This is a genomic window from Pseudarthrobacter sp. Pseusp20 (assembly GCF_059492155.1).
The window spans coordinates 663678-680268 of record NZ_CP168521.1; the positions used below are offsets into that span (position 1 = coordinate 663678).

Below are 16591 nucleotides of genomic sequence, written 5' to 3' on the forward strand. Positions count from 1 at the left end.
GTTCACGGGTGCGTGCAGGGGCTCCTTAGCCTGCCAGGAGGGTGGCGGCTTCCTGGCGGGTGGTGCCGGAGTCCTGGATGCCGTCGGCGATGTGGGCGAGTTCAGCGGGGATGTCGCGGCCTTTTTTGCGCATGGCGGTGGCCCAGAGCCGGCCGGCGCGGTAGGAGGAGCGGACCAAGGGGCCGGACATGACGCCGAGGAAGCCGATTTCCTGGGCTTCGTGCTGGAGGTCCACGAATTCCTGGGGTTTGACCCAGCGGTCCACGGGCAGGTGCCGTTCGGAGGGGCGCAGGTATTGGGTGATGGTGATCAGGTCGCAGCCGGCGGCGTGGAGGTCGCGGAGTGCTTCGCTGATTTCTTCGCGGGTTTCGCCCATGCCCAGGATGAGGTTGGACTTGGTGACCATGCCCAGGTTCCGGCCCTGGGTGATGACGTCCAGGGAGCGGTCGTAGCGGAACGCGGGGCGGATCCGCTTGAAGATCCGGGGCACGGTTTCGACGTTGTGCGCGAAGACCTCGGGGGCGGAGTCGCAGATGGCCTTGATGTGCTCGGGTTTGCCGGAGAAGTCCGGGATGAGCAGTTCCACGCCGGTGCCGGGGTTCAGTTCGTGGATTTTGCGGACGGTTTCGGCGTAGAGCCAGACGCCTTCGTCTTCCAGGTCGTCGCGGGCGACGCCGGTGACGGTGGCGTAGCGCAGCTGCATGGATTGGACGGAGCGGGCCACCTTGGTGGGTTCGAACCGGTCCAGGGGTGAGGGTTTGCCGGTGTCGATCTGGCAGAAGTCGCAGCGGCGGGTGCATTCGGAGCCGCCGATCAGGAAGGTGGCTTCCTTGTCTTCCCAGCATTCGAAGATGTTGGGGCAGCCGGCCTCTTCGCAGACGGTGTGCAGGCCTTCCTTTTTCACCAGGTTCTTGAGTTGGACGAATTCCGGGCCCATCTGGACCTTGGCCTTGATCCACTCCGGTTTGCGTTCCACCGGGACCGCAGCGTTGCGCTGCTCAATCCGCAGCATCTTCCGGCCTTCAGGTGCCAATGTCATGGTTGTTTCCTTTGCTTGCTTGGGGATTCGCGGCAGGTTGTTGCCGGTCAGCATTCGACGACGTTGACGGCGAGGCCGCCCATGGCGGTTTCTTTGTATTTTGAGGACATGTCCTTGCCGGTTTCGCGCATGGTGATGATGACTTCGTCCAGGGACACGCGGTGGGTGCCGTCGCCCCAGAGCGCCATTTTCGCGGCGTTGATCGCTTTCGCGGCCGCGATCGCGTTCCGTTCGATGCAGGGGACCTGGACCAGCCCGCCGATCGGGTCACAGGTCAGGCCCAGGTTGTGTTCCATCGCGATTTCCGCGGCGTTCTCCACCTGCGCCGGGGTCCCGCCCATGACCTCGGCCAGGCCCGCGGCCGCCATCGAGGACGCCGACCCCACCTCGCCCTGGCAGCCGACCTCGGCCCCGGAGATCGAGGCCTGTTCCTTGTACAGCACCCCCACCGCGCCCGCGGCCAGCAGGAACCGCACCACCACAGCGTCCCGGTCCTCCTGGGTGGCTTTGTCCATGCCCGGGGCGAAATGCAGGGCGTAGAACAGCACCGCGGGGATGATCCCTGCCGCCCCGTTCGTCGGGGCGGTGACCACCCGCCCGCCGGAGGCGTTCTCCTCATTCACCGCCAACGCCACCAAATTAACCCACTCCTGCCAATACCTGGCATCGAACGGGCCCGCGTCCCACGCCGCATCCGTCTCCTCGACCGGGGCGCCCGCGGATTCCTTCTTCAACCGGTCGTACCAGTCAGGGGCGCGGCGGCGGACCTTCAACCCGCCCGGCAGCACCCCTTCCCGCCTCAACGAGGCGGCCACGCAGCCCTCCATCACCGACCAGATCTGCAGCAGCCCCGCCCGGATCTGCTCCTCGTCCCGGGAGACTTTTTCGTTCACGAGCATCACGTCGGCGATGCCCAGCCCGGTCACCGCGCAGTGCCCCAGCAGCTCCGCCGCGGTCCGGAACGGCAGCGGCAGTTCCTGTTTGGACGCGTCCAGTTCCTGCTGCGCCGCGTCCTCCTCGCCCTCCCGGACGATGAACCCGCCACCCACCGAGAAAAACGTCGCCGCATGCAGCACCTCCCCGGCCGCATCAGTGACCGTGAACGTCATCCCGTTCGTGTGCCGCGGCAACACCGTCAACGGCCGCAGCACCATGTCCTTCACCCCGTACGGCAAGGCCACCGAACCGGCCAGGTTCAGGACCCCGGTCTCCGCGATCGACGCCAGCCGCTCCTCCACCTCGGCGGGCAGGATCAACTCCGGATGGAACCCCTCCAACCCCAACAAAATGGCGGTCATCGTCCCATGCCCATGACCCGTCGCCGCCAACGACCCATACAAATCCACCCGCAACCCCGCCACATCACCCAGGACACCCAGGCCCTTGAGCTCCTCAGCGAACACCGCAGCAGCCCGCATCGGCCCCACAGTATGAGACGACGAAGGCCCAATCCCGATCGAAAACAGGTCAAAGACTCCGACTGCCATAACTAAATCCTTACTGAAACTGTGGTTCGGTTGGTGTGGCCGGGCTTGGGTGGGCGGGCAGGACATCCTCTGCGTGCTCGGTCGCGAAGACGCCCGCTAAGCGGACGTGACGCTCCCTTAGACGCACGCTGCCGGATGCCCCGCCCACTCCGAGGGTCTGTCACCAAGGCGACATGCCCACGAGGGGCCGGCGGAGCCGGACTTTTCGAAAGCCTGCTCCCCACCGTCTCCCTAACCTCGCAAGCTCGGCCAGGGAACCCTGACGGCGTGGGCCCAAGCACGGTGAAAATGTCCGGTCCGCCGGGCCCGTTAGCGATCACGATCCCTCAGGACAGAGGTGCCACGCCCGGGTAGAGCGGGTGCGCCGAAGCCAGGACCTCGACGCGGTGACGCAGACCGGAGAGGTCGGCGTCGGCGTCGGCGATCAAAGCTTGGGCGATGATGTCCGCAACCTCGCGGAAGGCGTCCTCGCCGAACCCGCGGGTGGCCAGTGCGGGCGTGCCGATGCGCAGGCCTGAGGTGACCATCGGCGGGCGGGGGTCGAAGGGAACGGCGTTGCGGTTGACGGTGATGTCAATGGCGGCGAGCCGGTCTTCGGCCTGCTGCCCGTCGAGGTCGCAGTTGCGCAGGTCAACGAGGACCAGGTGCACGTCGGTGCCGCCCGAGATCACGCTGATGCCCTTGGCGGTGACGTCCGGCTGGACCAGGCGTTCCGCCAGGAGGCGGGCACCGGCAAGGACTCGCTCCTGCCGCTCGCGGAACTCTTCGGACGCTGCGATCTTGAACGCCACGGCCTTGCCGGCGATCACGTGTTCCAGCGGGCCACCCTGCTGACCGGGAAACACAGCCGAGTTGATCTTCTTGGCGATGTCGGCGTCGTTGGTCAGGATGATGCCGCCGCGCGGACCGGCCAGGGTCTTGTGCGTGGTGGACGTGGTGACGTGGGCGTGCGGCACCGGCGACGGGTGCAGCCCGGCCGCCACCAGTCCGGCGAAGTGCGCCATATCCACCATCAGGTAGGCCCCCACGGAGTCGGCGATCCGGCGGAATTCTGCGAACTCGAGCTGGCGGGCGTAAGCGGACCAGCCGGCCACGATCAGCTGAGGCTTGTGCTCCTGGGCCAGCCGTTCCACCTCTGCCATGTCGATGGTGTGGGTGTCCTCGCGGACCTGGTACGGGACCACGTTGTAGAGCCTGCCGGAGAAGTTGATCCGCATGCCGTGGGTCAGGTGGCCGCCGTGCGCCAGGTTGAGGCCCATGATGGTGTCGCCGGGCTTGATCAGGGCGTGCATGACGGAGGCGTTGGCCTGTGCACCGGAGTGTGGTTGGACGTTGGCGAACCCGGCGCCGAAGAGGTCCTTGACCCGGTCGATGGCGAGTTGCTCGATGACGTCCACGTGCTCGCAGCCGCCGTAGTAGCGCTTGCCGGGGTAGCCTTCGGCGTACTTGTTGGTCAGGACCGAGCCCTGGGCCTGCATGACCGCAGCGGCCGTGTGGTTCTCGGACGCGATCATCTCCAGGCCGTCGCGCTGGCGGCCAAGCTCGTCGTCAATCTTCGCGGCAACCTCAGGGTCCAGGATGGACAGGTCGGCGTTCAGGCTTGGGGAGGCCACCTGCTCGAAGGCGCCCACTTCTGCCGGGGCGCTCACAGCTCGCCGCCGTTTGCTGCGGCGTATTCCTCTGCCGACATGAGCGGGCCTTCCTCGGTAACGGCCACCTTGAAGAGCCAGCCCGCACCGTAGGGATCGCTGTTGATCAGGGCGGGGTCCGTGACCACGCCGTCGTTGATCTCGGTGACCTCACCGGTCACGGGGGCGTAGAGGTCGGAGACGGATTTGGTGGATTCCACCTCGCCGCAGGTCTCGCCGGCCGTCACGGTGGAGCCGACCTCGGGGAGGTCCACGTACACGATGTCGCCCAGGGCGTCGGCAGCAACGGCGGAAATCCCGATCCCCGCTGGGCCGGATCCGTCAACAGCAACCCACTCGTGCTCGGCGGAGTACTTCAGTTCAGAAACAACTTTGCTCATTGTCTACTTTCCTTCTCTTCAAAACCTGTGGTGGTTGGGCGAAATCGATTTACTTCTGGCGCTTGTAAAAGGGGAGGGGGACGACTTCGAAGCGCTCGGGCTTGCCGCGGAGGTCGATGTCCAGGACGGTCCCGACTTCAGCAAATTCGACGTCGACGTAGGCCATGGCGATGGGGTATCCGAGGGTGGGGGAGGGCTGGCCGGAGGTTACTTCGCCCACCAGGGTGCCGTCCTTGAGGACGGGGTAATGGGCGCGGGCAGCGCGGCGTCCGGCACCCTTGAGGCCCACCAGCTTCTGCCCGATGCTTGAACCGACTCCTGCGGCCTTGATGGCGGCCAGGGCGTCCTTGCCTACGAAGCCGCTCTCCTTCGCCAGCGACACCACGGGGCCCAGACCGGCCGCGTAGGCGTTGACGTGGCGGGAGAGTTCGTTGCCGTAGAGCGGCATCCCGGCTTCGAGGCGGAGCGAGTCGCGTGCGGCCAGTCCGGCTGGAACCAGGCCGGAGCCTTCGCCGGCCTGGAGCAGGGCCTCCCACAGTGCGGGGGCGTCCAGGTTGGGAACGTAGATCTCGAAGCCGTCCTCGCCGGTGTAGCCGGTCCGGGCCACGAGCAGGTCCTGGACCGTACCGTTGACGGCGAAGCCCACCTCGACGGCGGCGTAGTACTTGAGCCCGGTGAGCAGTGCGTGCTGTTCGGCCGGGACCAGCGTCAGGAGGATCGCTTCGGAATTCGGTCCCTGGACGGCGATCAGCGAGGTGTTGGCGGAGGCGTCCTCCACAGTGACGTCGAAGGCGGCGGCGCGTTCCAGCAGTTCCTTGGCCACCACTGCGGCGTTGCCCGCGTTGGGCACCACCAGGTACCTGTCCACGCCCTCTTCGGGGGATGGCCGGCGGTAGGTGATGAGGTCGTCGATGATGCCGCCATCGGCGTTGCAGATCAGCGAGTACTTTGCCTTGCCCACGGCCACCGCGGACAGTTTGCCGGCAAGGGCGTAGTCCAGGAAGGCGGCGGCGTCGGGGCCGGTCACCCAGACCTCGCCCATGTGGGAGAGGTCGAACAGGCCGGCCGCCCTGCGCACGGCATGGTGTTCCGCGAGTTCAGACTCGTACTTGAGCGGCATCTGCCACCCGCCGAAGTCCGTGAACGAGGCCCCGGCCTTCTTGTGCTGCTCGAAAAGAGCGGTGTAGTTCTCAGTCATTGGAAGTCCTCAGTTCTCAAATTCGGCTGTGCTGTCCTCGAACGCTTCGAGGGGCGGGCAGGAGCAGACCAGGTTCCGGTCGCCGGCGGCGCCGTCGATCCGGCCGACGGGCGGGAAATACTTGTCCTGGCGGAGCGAGGCAACGGGGAATGCGGCCTGCTCCCGCGGGTAGGCGCGGTCCCAGCCAGAGCTGACGACGGCGGCGGCCGTGTGGGGTGCGTTGCGCACCGGGGATGCCTCCAGGGTGATGTCGCCGCTGGCCACCTGCTGGATCTCGCCATGAATGGTGATCATGGCCTCGATGAAGCGGTCGATCTCGGCCAGGTCCTCGGACTCGGTGGGCTCCACCATCAGCGTGCCCGCGACAGGGAACGAAAGGGTGGGGGCGTGGAAACCGAAGTCGATCAGCCGCTTGGCCACGTCCTCGGCCGTGACTCCCGTCTTCGCCGTGAGTTCGCGCAGGTCCAGGATGCACTCGTGCGCCACCAGCCCGCCTTCACCGGTGTACAGGACCGGGAAGTATTCGTTCAGGCGGGACGCGACGTAGTTGGCCGCCAGCAGCGCGGACTTGGTGGCCTCGGTCAGGCCCTCACCGCCCATCAGCTTCACGTAGGCCCAGGAAATCGGCAGCACGCCGGCCGAACCGAACCGGGACGCCGAGATCGCCACACCGTGCCCGGCTTCGTGCGCCGCCTTGTTCGCATCGCCCGGCATGAACGGTGCCAGGTGCGCCTTGGCGGCAACGGGCCCGACGCCGGGTCCCCCGCCGCCGTGCGGGATGCAGAAGGTCTTGTGCAGGTTCAGGTGGGACACGTCCCCGCCGAACTGGCCCGGCTGGGCCAGCCCTACCAGGGCGTTGAGGTTGGCGCCGTCAACGTACACCTGGCCGCCCGCGGCGTGGATCGCGTCGCACACCTCGCGGACATCGGAGTCGTACACGCCGTGGGTGGAGGGGTAGGTGATCATGATGCAGGACAGGACGTCCTTGTTGGCCTCGATCTTGGCCGTCAGGTCGTCGTGGTCGATGGTGCCGTCGGCAGCCGTGGCCACGACGACCACCTTCATGCCCGCGAGCACGGCGGAGGCGGCGTTGGTGCCGTGCGCCGAGGCCGGGATCAGGCAGACGTTGCGCTGCTGCTCGCCCCGGGAATGGTGGTAGCCGCGGATCGCGAGCAGCCCGGCGAGCTCGCCCTGCGAGCCCGCGTTGGGCTGGATGGACACCTGGTCATACCCGGTGATCTCGGCGAGGTCCGCTTCCAGGCCGGCGATGAGTTCGCGCCAGCCTTCGGTCTGGGAGTCCGGGGCGAACGGGTGGATCGAGGCGAACTCCGGCCAGGAAATGGCTTCCATCTCGGCCGTGGCGTTCAGCTTCATGGTGCATGAACCCAGCGGGATCATGGTGCGGTCCAGCGCCAGGTCGCGGTCCGAGAGCTTGCGGATGTAACGCAGCAGCTGGGTTTCAGACCGGTGCGTGTTGAAGACCGGGTGCTGCAGGTAGGCCGAGGTGCGCACAATGGTGTCGGGCAGTTCGAATCCCTGGGCGTCACCCACCGGACCGGCGCCAAAGGCGACGGCGACGGCGGAAAGTGTTGCCGCCGTCGTCGTCTCATCAACGGAGACGCCCACCGTGTCCGGATCGATGAAGCGCAGGTTGATGCCGCGGGCTTCAGCGGCGGTGATCACCTTGGCGGCCTTGCCCGGAACGCGGACGGTGAGGGTGTCGAAGAAGGAGTCCGTGACCAGTTCGCGGCCCAGTGACGTGAGTGCTGTTGCCAGGACCCTGGCCTTGTGGTGGACGGTCTCTGCGATCGCCTTCAGGCCGTCGGGGCCGTGGTAAACGGCGTAGAAGGAGGACACGATGGCCAGCAGCGCCTGGGCGGTGCAGATGTTGGACGTGGCCTTCTCGCGGCGGATGTGCTGCTCGCGGGTCTGCAGGGCCAACCGGTAGGCAGGCGTGCCGGCGTTGTCCTTGGAGACGCCCACGATCCTGCCCGGGAGGGTACGTTCCATTCCCTTTTGGACGGCCATGTAGGCGGCGTGCGGCCCCCCAAAGAACAGCGGCACGCCAAAACGCTGGGTGGAGCCGACGGCAATGTCCGCGCCCTGCTCGCCCGGAGGGGTGATCAGTGTCAGGGCCAGCAGGTCCGCAGCCACGGTGACCAGCGCGCCGCGCTCCTTGGCTTCGGCGATGACGGCGGACTGGTCCCAGACGCGGCCGGAGACGCCGGGCTGCTGCAGGACGACGCCGTTGATGTCGCCGTCGGGCAGGCCCTTGGACAGGTCGGCGACCTCCACCTCGAAGCCGAGCGCCTCCGCCCGGCCCAGCACGATGGCGATGGTCTGGGGGAGGCAGTCGGCGTCGAGCACCGTCTTGCCGTCCTTCGCTGCCTTGGACTTGTTGGCGCGGCGCATCAGCAGCACGGCCTCGGCCACCGCCGTTGCCTCGTCCAGCAAGGAAGCGTTGGCTACCGGGAGCGCCGTCAGGTCCTGCACCATGGTCTGGAAGTTCAGCAGCGCCTCAAGCCGGCCCTGGGAAATCTCCGGCTGGTAGGGCGTGTAGGCGGTGTACCAGGCCGGGGATTCCAGGATGTTGCGGCGGATCACCGGCGGAGTCACGGTGTCGTAGTAGCCCTGGCCGATCATCTGGACTGCCGTCTTGTTCTTGGCGGCAAGCTTCCGCAGTTCCGTGAGGACTTCAACCTCGCTGAGGGCGTCGGTCAGCTTGAGCGCAGTTTCCTGGCGGATGGGCGCGGGGACGGCCACGTCAACCAGGCCATCCAGGCTGTCGTAGCCGATGGCCTTGAGCATGGTGTCGATGTCGGCCTGGCGGCGCGCGCCGATATGGCGGTCAACAAACGATGTTGGATGCGAATGAATCGTCATGAGGAACTCCAGATCTGGCCGGCCGAAGGTGGCACGGCGTGGGATGGGTTCCTCCCCGCTCTGTATTGGACCTGAGAGATTCCGCGTTGCCTGCTGTTGGCAGGGGACCGCTTGCACCGTCGGTGAACCAGGCAGAAGCCTGATTGCTTTCCAGAGTCGCCTCGCCGTGACGGTACGGGGGCCTGAGAGATTCCTGGGGAGGATTTGCTCCTACGGCGCCTGACCGGTGTTTCGCCGGGAGGACTCTCCCGTCACAGCTCGAAAGGCTTATTCAAATGTGGGTGATTCGGCTCACAAGGTACCGGGATAGACCCGTCCGTGGCAAATCGGGCGGCTTCCGTGCGGGGCTCGAGGGGCACGTGACGCCGTTCTTCCCCGCTTGTGTCGGGAGGGGTTTGACATTCGATCGTGACGGACACCACACTGAACCCCGGGATTGGCGCCGCCGGTGGCTGGCTCAGCGTATCCGGAGCAGCCCACCAGTCGGCGCCTGTCCCATTGCATGACCGGCCGTGGCCCAAAAAGCCTGCGGCTTCCAACTGAATACGCCTTCGACCTGCGGCGGGAGAGCCCTGCCGGGTACATCCAGCAGGCGCCGTAGGAGCAAACCCTCCCCAGGAAACTCTCAGGCCCACGTACCGCCGCGGACAGGCAACTCTGGAAAGCAGCCGGGCATGACCCTGGCTCACCGGCGGTGCAAGCGGCTTTTGCTGCGGAAACTCTCAGGTCCACTACAGAGCGGGGAGGAACCAAATCTTTTGCGGCACCCAAAAGCCGCTTTATCGATGGAGTTCCTCATGGCGATTCATCCCCCCACGTCCAACGGCGAACCAGCCCGCAGCCAAGGCGCTGCCACGGCAGCCCGCAGCGAGCCTCCCCACCTGGAGCGGCAGCTCACCAACCGGCATATCCAGCTCATCGCCATCGGCGGCGCGATCGGCACGGGCCTGTTCATGGGTTCCGGCAAGACCATCTCCGCGGCCGGCCCATCCGTGATCTTCGTATACATGATCATCGGCTTCATGCTTTTCTTCGTCATGCGGGCCATGGGTGAACTGCTGCTCAGCAACCTGAACTACAAGTCCTTCAGTGATTTCGCCGCCGATCTCCTGGGGCCGTGGGCCGGATTCTTCACGGGCTGGACGTACTGGTTCTGCTGGGTGATCACCGGAATCGCCGACGTCATCGCCATCGCAGGGTACTCAAAGGAACTTTGGCCGGCGCTGCCACTTTGGATCCCGGGCCTGGCCACGGTGGGCATCCTGCTCCTGCTGAACCTCGCCACCGTCAAGGCGTTCGGCGAGACCGAGTTCTGGTTCGCCCTCATCAAGATCGTCGCCATCGCAGCCCTGATCATCGTGGGACTCTTCATGATCTTCACCGGTTTCCAGAGCGACGCGGGCACCGCAAGCTTCACCAACCTGTGGAGCCATGGCGGGTTCTTCCCCAATGAGTTCATGGGCTTCGTGGCCGGATTCCAGATCGCAGTCTTCGCCTTCGTAGGCATCGAACTGGTGGGAACCACCGCCGCCGAGGCCAGGAACCCCGAGCGCACGCTGCCAAAGGCCATCAACGCCATCCCCGTCCGCGTGCTGCTCTTCTATGTCGGTGCGCTGGTCATCCTGATGGCGGTCACCCCGTGGACCCAGTTCGCCGCCGGCCACAGCCCCTTTATCGGGATGTTCTCCCTGGCCGGCCTCGGCGCCGCGGCCACGGTGGTCAACCTGGTGGTCCTGACTTCGGCGATGTCCTCCGCGAACTCCGGCATCTACTCCACGTCCCGCATGGTCTTCGGCCTGGCCCAGGAAGGCGACGCCCCCGGTATCTTCAGCCGGCTCTCCACGAGGAAGGTGCCCAGCAACGCGCTGTTCCTGTCCTGCGTCCTGCTGCTGTCCGGCGTCGTACTCATGTATGCCGGCCAGGATGTTGGCATGGCCTTTGAAATGGTGACCACCGTGTCTGCGGTCTGCTTCGTCTTCGTCTGGTCGATCATCCTCGCCAGCTACATCTCCTTCCGGCGCCGCCGGCCGCACCTGCATGCGGCGTCGAAGTTCAAGATGCCCGGTGGCATTCCCGCCGTGTGGGTGGTGTACGCATTCTTCGCCTTCGTCCTTTGGGCCCTTACCACCCAGCCCGACACTCTCGTTGCACTGCTGGTAACCCCCATCTGGTTCGTCATCCTGGGCGTGGCTTGGGCCATTCTGCGGCGCCGTCCCGCCCACCTGGCCCGCTTCGAGGTCTTCCGTGCCGAGCTTCAGGCAGACCAGGCCACTGCCGCGCGCAGCGGCGGCCAGGACGCCGGGGCGGCGGGGCGCGAGGTCCAGCAGGCCGGGAAGTAGCGTCCGACGGCGGGTTGCAGCGGCGGCGGTGAGGTGCAGGTACCGCATCCTGCCGCCGCAGCCCGCCGGACGAAGCCACGGCCCGGAAGTTAAGCATGCTTAGTGTCTATCCACATAGGATGGAAAGGCACGGCAGCCTAGCCGCTGCAGGTCGATTTGAATGAAGGTGACCATGGCCCGGCGCAGCAACCCCGCAGTACGCATCGCACAGGAAACCGCCCACAACGCAATGTTTGACGCCGAGGGCAAGCCCAAGCCCGGCGTCCACAACATGCTCCTGAAAGCAGTGCAGATCCAGCGGCCCCTGGTGGTTGGCTACATCCGCAGGCTCCAGAAGAGGCATCCGCGGGCGACGGCCGCGCAGCTGGCGGACATTGCAGAGCGCGACTACCTGCGGGCTGTTGCCGGAGGGGGAGCCCTGGTGGGTGCCACCGCCGTCGTCCCCGGCGTTGGAACCGTGGCGTCGCTGGGACTTTCCGCAGCCGCCACCGTTGGCTTCCTGGAAGCCACAGCCCTGTACGCAACATCGCTGGCTGAACTGCACGGCATCCGGCTGACCAACCCGGAAAAGGCCGGCACCATGGTCATGGCCATCATGCTCGGCGAGGAGGGCACCGCCCTGCTGGGCACGCTCAGCGGCCAGGCATCCGGCGGCGCCACCAACACCTGGGGCAACGCGCTGTCCAAATCCATGGTGGTGCCGGGTTTCGGCAGCGTCCGGAAGAGGATCCAGCATGCCTTCCTCAAGAACCTGCTCAAGCGCCAAGGGACTGCCTTGTTCGGGCGGGCCCTCCCGTTCGGCATAGGGGCCGTTGTCGGCGGAGCCGGTAACCTCGTGATGGGCCGTGCGGTGGCCAAGAATGCCCGGGAGGCGTTCGGGCCGATGCCGGACACCATTCCCGGGGAGCTGACTTCCGCTGCCGGGCCGGACAACCTGACGCTGGAAGGCAACATCATTGGATCTCAACGCTGACGTAGGCCAATCATTCGGCTCCTGGACCGCGGGAGGCGATCCGGCGATGCTCCAGCTGGCAACCAGCGCCAACGTAGCCTGTGGCCTCCACGCGGGGGATCCCGTCACCATGCTCGACAGCTGCAGGGCCGCGTACGAACTTGATGTCACCGTCGGTGCGCACCTGGGCTACCGGGACCTGGCCGGCTACGGGCGCCGCATGCTTGGCATGAGCTTCGACGAGCTCTTCGGGGACGTGCTGTACCAGCTGGGCGCGCTCGACGGGGTTGCGCATGCCGTGGGCGCCTCCGTGGACTATGTGAAGGCGCATGGAGCGCTGTACGACACCACGATCCATGACGCCGAGCAGGCCTCCGCCGTAGTGGCTGCGGTCAACGCCTACGATCCAGGCCTTCCGTTCCTGGGCTTCCCGGGCTCGGAGCTGCTGAAGCAGGCCAAGGAAGCCGGGCACCCGGTGTTCGTTGAGGCTTTCGCCGACCGTGCCTACCTCGCCGACGGCAGCCTGGTGCCGCTCTCCGAGGACGATGCCGTCCTGTACGACGTCGATGCGGTGGTCGAACGGGCCGTCCGCCTGGCCACGCAAGGCGAAGTGGTTGCCGTGGACGGATCCGTAATTGCGGTACGGCCCGACTCCCTGTGCATTCACGGTGGGACCCCTGACGCCGTAGAAATGGCGGCCCGGATCAGGGCAGGACTTGAGGGCGCAGGCGTCGCACTGGAGTCCTTCGCCTAGGAGCCTGCAGCCGTACGGCGGGCCGACTCCATTCCAACAATCCGAGCGTCACTCCAGCCCTCCGTGCCGCCGTCGTACGCCTTATCGACACGCACATTCCTTTTCGCACCCCAAATATCCCGAGCGAAAAGGAAGATGCGCAGCGCCAAGTCCACCCGGGACCTACAGCAGCGGAAAACTACCCAAAGATCAGCTGCGCCACCGTGAAAATCCCCAGCCCGGCCAGGGACCCCACCACGGTGCCGTTGATGCGGATGAACTGCAGGTCCTTACCCACCTGGAGCTCGATCTTCTGCGAGGTTTCCTCGGCATCCCACCGCGCCACGGTGTCCGTAATAACGCCTGCGATGTCCGAACGGTAGGTGCGGACCAGGTACCCGGCGGCGTCACCGATCCATGCGTTGACCTTCCCGGCCAGTTCGGGGTCGTCCACGAGCCGTGACCCAAAATCGCGCACCGCAGCCTTGAACTTGATGGTGAGTTCGCTGTCCGGATCATCCACGGCGCCCAGCAGCGCGTTCTTGACCGTTCCCCAGGTCCGCGAGGCCACTTCGCGCACTTCGGGGTCGCCCAGGACCTGCGCCTTGATGTCTTCCGCGCGCGCAATCATCGCGGGGTCATGCTGCAGGTCCTGTGCCAGGTCGTTGAGGTACTTGTCGATTGACTGCCGCACCTGGTGGCGGGGGTCAGCCTGGACGGCACGGACGAACTTCAGGATCTCGATATAGACCTTGTCGCCCACCAGTCCGTCCACGAACTGCGGAACCCACGTGGGGGAGCGGTCGGACACCAGGCGGGTGACGGTTTCGTGGTTGTCATCCACCCAGTCCGCCGCGCGGTCCACCAGCAGGTCCACCAGCGTGTGATGGTGCCCGTCATGGAAGATGCGCTCCGCCAGCCTGCCCACGGGAGGTCCCCACGGCGGGGTGAGCAGATGCTTGCGCACCATGCCCTCGATGACGGCCTGGACGTCGTCGTCATTCAAAACCTTGAAGGCGCCGCGGATAACGGCGGCTCCCTCCTTGGCCACGCGTTCGGCACCACCAGGGCCGGCCAGCCAAACGCCGGCCCGCCGCGCGATGTTGACGCTGGCCAGCTTCTCCTGGACCACCTGCTCGGAGAGGAAATTGGTCTCCACGAACTCGCCCAGCGAGGCCCCGATCTGGTCCTTCCGGCGGGGAATGATGGCGGTATGGGGAATCTTGATGCCCATGGGGTACTTGAACAGGGCCGTCACGGCGAACCAGTCGGCCAGCGCGCCCACCATTCCGCCCTCGGCCGCCGCGCGCACATACTGCAGCCACGGGTAGTCCTTCTGCAGCGCGAACGCAAAGACAAAAATCACGGCCATGGCGATCAGCAGGCTCAGCGCCAGCAGCTTCATCTTCCGCAGCGCTGCCGCTTTCTCGGCGTCGCCGGCACCGGGCTGGCGGCTTACGACGGCGCCTGCCGCCATAGTGCCAGGGCGCACCTGCTGCGCGGCCTCGGCGGGGGGATCCTGCGTGGTTGGCCCAGTAGTTGCCTCAGAGTTCACCTGCATGTGCCAAGCCTAGCCCCGAAGGCGGGGGCCGGTCGGCTACCGTGTGTCCATGACAATTGACGAGTCAGTGCCGCAGCGGCCGCTGGTCTTTGCCCATCGTGGTTCCAGCGGCGCATACGCCGAACACACCCGGGCCGCCTACCTGCAGGCATTGGCTGACGGGGCCGACGGGGTGGAGTGCGACGTCCACCTCACCCGGGACCAGCACCTGGTCCTGCTCCATGACGCCAACCTGGACCGGACGTCGGACGGGACCGGGCCGGTGGCTGAACGGACCCTGCGCGAGCTGCACCAGCTGGACTTCTCATCCTGGAAGGGGGTCCGCATTCCCGAAGAGTATGGAGCACGTTCGGAACAGCTGCTGACCCTCCCGGAGCTGCTGGACATCCTCCGCGGGGCGGGCCGCCCGGTGAAACTCGCCATCGAGCTCAAGCATCCCAGTCCCTACCAGCTCAAACTGGAGGACCGCGTGCTGGAGGTGCTCCGCAGCGAGGGCTGGGACCCCCAAAGCTCCACCGTGGACAACGTGGCCGTGACCTTCATGAGCTTCAGCCCGGACTCGGTCCGCCACCTGCTCCAGTCCGTCCCGCCGCAATACATCTGCCAACTGGTGGACGACCTCACCATCCATGAGATCCGCGGCGGGCTGGGCCTGGGCCTCATTACGGGGAGCGCCGTCGCCAACCTCATGAAGGCCACCCAGCTGGAGGGTGAACGGATCCTGGACGACCGGGAAGTAGGAATGGCCGGCCCCGGCATCGACTACGTCAGGGAGCGCCCGGCCACAATCCGCCGATGGCTGGACTCCGGGCGGCGCTTCCGGGTGTGGACCGTGGACTCCCCGGAGGATGTGGCACTTTGCCAGGAGCTGGGCATCCACGAGATCACCACCAACGTGCCGGCCCGCGTCCTGGACCAGCTCCACGCAGCCTCTCCGCAGGGAAAGTAGGGCGGACGTGGACGCGCACCACGTCAATCCGCTCCCGTATTCGCCCCGACGCTGGTGGGCCGGCGCCCTCGACGTCGAAGGCCTGGCACTGTACTCGGTGGGAGCCGCGGCGGAAGCGCTGAACCTGTATGCGCGCACGCCCGGCCGGTTCAGCACCACGCCGGCGCTTACCGCGGCTGCCTTCGATTCCTTCGGCCACCTGCGGATTGCCGGACGCAAGCCACAGGGCTTCGCGCCCCTGTCGGGCTTCCGGCAGACCCGCGATGGCTGGATCCGGCTCCACGCCAACTACCCGCACCACGAGCAGCGGCTGCTGCGCGCCTTGGGAGCCGCCTCCGCGGAAGGGGCGGAACAGGCTCTTCGTTCCATGGCGGCGCTTGAGGCTGAGGCCGCCATCCAGGGCCACGGCGGGATCGCTGCGGCCGTGAGGACGCGTGACGAATGGCTTGCGTCCGGCATGGGCCGGGCGGCGGGATCCGGACCCTGGATTGCCGTGGAGCATACCGACGGCACCACGGCCGGTCTGGGACTGCAGGACTTTGCCGCGGCGGCTACTACGGCAGGCGGCGAGGGCATCGGTGGCGGCCACAAACCGCCGCTGGAGGGGCTGCGGGTCCTGGACCTGACCCGGGTGATTGCAGGGCCTGTGGCCACCCGCCTGCTTGCAGCATTGGGAGCCGATGTCCTGCGGACCGACCCGCCAGCCTTCCCGGAAATCGAAGACCAGTTCGTGGACACCGCGTTCGGCAAGCGCAGCGCGGAAGCCGATCTGGGGCTTCCGCAGAACCAGCACAGCCTCCAGCAGCTCCTGGCCCGCGCCGACGTCGTGGTCACGGGTTACCGGCACGGCGCCCTGGACCGTTTCGGGCTCAACCCGCGGGAACTGCTGGCCTCGCACCCTGGGCTGGTGGTGGTCACCCTCAACAGCTGGGGGAGCGCCGGGCCATGGAGCGGTATGCGCGGTTTTGACAGCATTGTCCAGGCCGCCTGCGGAATCGCGCACGTGTACGGGAAGGACAATGACGACGGCGGGTGGCGCCCGGGTGCCCTGCCTGTCCAGGCGCTGGACCACGCCACAGGATACGGGGTGGCTGCGGCGGCCGTCCGCCTCCTGGACCGACGCCGGGCGGCTGGGATGGGTGCCTGTGCGCACCTGTCCCTTGCCCGCACCGCCGAGGAACTGTTTTCCCTTCCAATGGGCACCGAAGCAGGGGACACCGAACCAGGGGTCCCTGACGGCCCGGCAGAGCTACCCGGACCCCACCACAACTCCATGGACAGCACCTACGGGCAGCTCCGCTACGTCGGTCCACCGTTGCTGGACGCGGGCCGGCCGGTGGACTACCTGTCCCCGCCGCCCCCGTATGGAAGCTCTCCGCCCGCCTGGAATTGAGGGACCTTGCCTCACAGGCCGGTTTCTG

At 66.7% G+C, this 16591-nt stretch carries 12 protein-coding genes and 3 riboswitches; of the genes, 5 read left to right on the forward strand and 7 right to left on the reverse strand.

All coding sequences use genetic code 11. The features are described from left to right. Positions 1–25 precede the first annotated feature (25 nt). The 6 genes from lipA to gcvP all read right to left on the reverse strand — a co-directional run bounded on the left by lipA (position 26) and on the right by gcvP (position 8636). Positions 26–1039 carry a lipoyl synthase gene (gene lipA, locus ACEN9K_RS03220; RefSeq protein ID WP_144601432.1) on the reverse strand — a complete coding sequence of 338 codons (1014 nt, stop codon included), beginning with the start codon at positions 1037–1039 and terminating at the stop codon, positions 26–28. Positions 1040–1086: 47 nt separating this feature from the next. Then, positions 1087–2526 carry an L-serine ammonia-lyase gene (locus ACEN9K_RS03225; protein ID WP_495635164.1) on the reverse strand — a complete coding sequence of 480 codons (1440 nt, stop codon included), beginning with the start codon at positions 2524–2526 and terminating at the stop codon, positions 1087–1089. A gap of 326 nt (positions 2527–2852) precedes the next feature. Next, positions 2853–4175, reverse strand: a complete 1323-nt coding sequence (gene glyA / locus ACEN9K_RS03230) for a serine hydroxymethyltransferase (RefSeq protein WP_495635165.1) — start codon at positions 4173–4175, stop codon at positions 2853–2855. Continuing rightward, positions 4172–4555, reverse strand: a complete 384-nt coding sequence (gene gcvH / locus ACEN9K_RS03235) for a glycine cleavage system protein GcvH (protein WP_018772259.1) — start codon at positions 4553–4555, stop codon at positions 4172–4174. The genes glyA and gcvH overlap by 4 nt, the downstream gene beginning before the upstream one ends. Before the next feature lie 49 nt (positions 4556–4604). Next, entirely contained in the window at positions 4605–5753 is a 1149-nt protein-coding gene (gene gcvT, locus ACEN9K_RS03240) for a glycine cleavage system aminomethyltransferase GcvT (RefSeq protein WP_495635166.1), read from the reverse strand. Positions 5754–5762: 9 nt separating this feature from the next. Further along, on the reverse strand, positions 5763–8636 hold the full coding sequence (gene gcvP, locus ACEN9K_RS03245; protein ID WP_495635167.1) for an aminomethyl-transferring glycine dehydrogenase: 2874 nt from the start codon (positions 8634–8636) through the stop codon (positions 5763–5765). 160 nt (positions 8637–8796) lie between these two features. Further along, positions 8797–8897: riboswitch (glycine riboswitch) on the reverse strand. A 291-nt stretch (positions 8898–9188) separates the two neighbouring features. Next, positions 9189–9287: riboswitch (glycine riboswitch) on the forward strand. After that, a riboswitch (glycine riboswitch) is annotated at positions 9288–9383 on the forward strand. A 50-nt stretch (positions 9384–9433) separates the two neighbouring features. Between gcvP and cycA the strand changes: the two genes are divergently transcribed. The 3 genes from cycA to ACEN9K_RS03260 all read left to right on the forward strand — a co-directional run bounded on the left by cycA (position 9434) and on the right by ACEN9K_RS03260 (position 12681). After that, a complete protein-coding gene (cycA, locus tag ACEN9K_RS03250; protein WP_495635168.1) occupies positions 9434–10975 on the forward strand; it encodes a D-serine/D-alanine/glycine transporter in 1542 nt (513 codons plus the stop codon). A 172-nt stretch (positions 10976–11147) separates the two neighbouring features. Next, positions 11148–11948 carry a hypothetical protein gene (locus ACEN9K_RS03255; RefSeq protein ID WP_026266216.1) on the forward strand — a complete coding sequence of 267 codons (801 nt, stop codon included), beginning with the start codon at positions 11148–11150 and terminating at the stop codon, positions 11946–11948. Further along, positions 11932–12681: a LamB/YcsF family protein gene (locus ACEN9K_RS03260; protein ID WP_488315165.1), complete on the forward strand. Its 750-nt coding sequence runs from the start codon at positions 11932–11934 to the stop codon at positions 12679–12681. Before ACEN9K_RS03255 ends, ACEN9K_RS03260 begins: the two co-directional genes overlap by 17 nt. Before the next feature lie 178 nt (positions 12682–12859). Here ACEN9K_RS03260 and ACEN9K_RS03265 read toward each other — a convergent pair whose 3' ends face one another. After that, positions 12860–14137 (reverse strand): DUF445 domain-containing protein, encoded by a 1278-nt coding sequence (locus ACEN9K_RS03265; RefSeq protein ID WP_495635674.1) that lies wholly within the window; start codon positions 14135–14137, stop codon positions 12860–12862. Positions 14138–14270: 133 nt separating this feature from the next. Here ACEN9K_RS03265 and ACEN9K_RS03270 point away from each other — a divergent pair, with 133 nt between their 5' ends. Continuing rightward, the gene (locus ACEN9K_RS03270; protein ID WP_018772223.1) at positions 14271–15170 is read left to right on the forward strand and encodes a glycerophosphodiester phosphodiesterase; all 900 of its coding nucleotides are present in this window, start codon (positions 14271–14273) and stop codon (positions 15168–15170) included. A gap of 7 nt (positions 15171–15177) precedes the next feature. Next, a complete protein-coding gene (locus ACEN9K_RS03275) occupies positions 15178–16563 on the forward strand; it encodes a CoA transferase (protein ID WP_495635169.1) in 1386 nt (461 codons plus the stop codon). Positions 16564–16591: the final 28 nt, after the last annotated feature.

Coding starts and splice junctions, on each gene's coding strand:
- gcvT (WP_495635166.1), bottom strand. CDS start 5,753: ATGACTGAGAACTACACCGCTCTTTTCGAGCAGCACAAGAAGGCCGGG.
- ACEN9K_RS03255 (WP_026266216.1), top strand. CDS start 11,148: ATGGCCCGGCGCAGCAACCCCGCAGTACGCATCGCACAGGAAACCGCC.
- ACEN9K_RS03225 (WP_495635164.1), bottom strand. CDS start 2,526: ATGGCAGTCGGAGTCTTTGACCTGTTTTCGATCGGGATTGGGCCTTCG.
- lipA (WP_144601432.1), bottom strand. CDS start 1,039: ATGACATTGGCACCTGAAGGCCGGAAGATGCTGCGGATTGAGCAGCGC.
- ACEN9K_RS03265 (WP_495635674.1), bottom strand. CDS start 14,137: ATGGCGGCAGGCGCCGTCGTAAGCCGCCAGCCCGGTGCCGGCGACGCC.
- gcvH (WP_018772259.1), bottom strand. CDS start 4,555: ATGAGCAAAGTTGTTTCTGAACTGAAGTACTCCGCCGAGCACGAGTGG.
- gcvP (WP_495635167.1), bottom strand. CDS start 8,636: ATGACGATTCATTCGCATCCAACATCGTTTGTTGACCGCCATATCGGC.
- cycA (WP_495635168.1), top strand. CDS start 9,434: ATGGCGATTCATCCCCCCACGTCCAACGGCGAACCAGCCCGCAGCCAA.
- ACEN9K_RS03270 (WP_018772223.1), top strand. CDS start 14,271: ATGACAATTGACGAGTCAGTGCCGCAGCGGCCGCTGGTCTTTGCCCAT.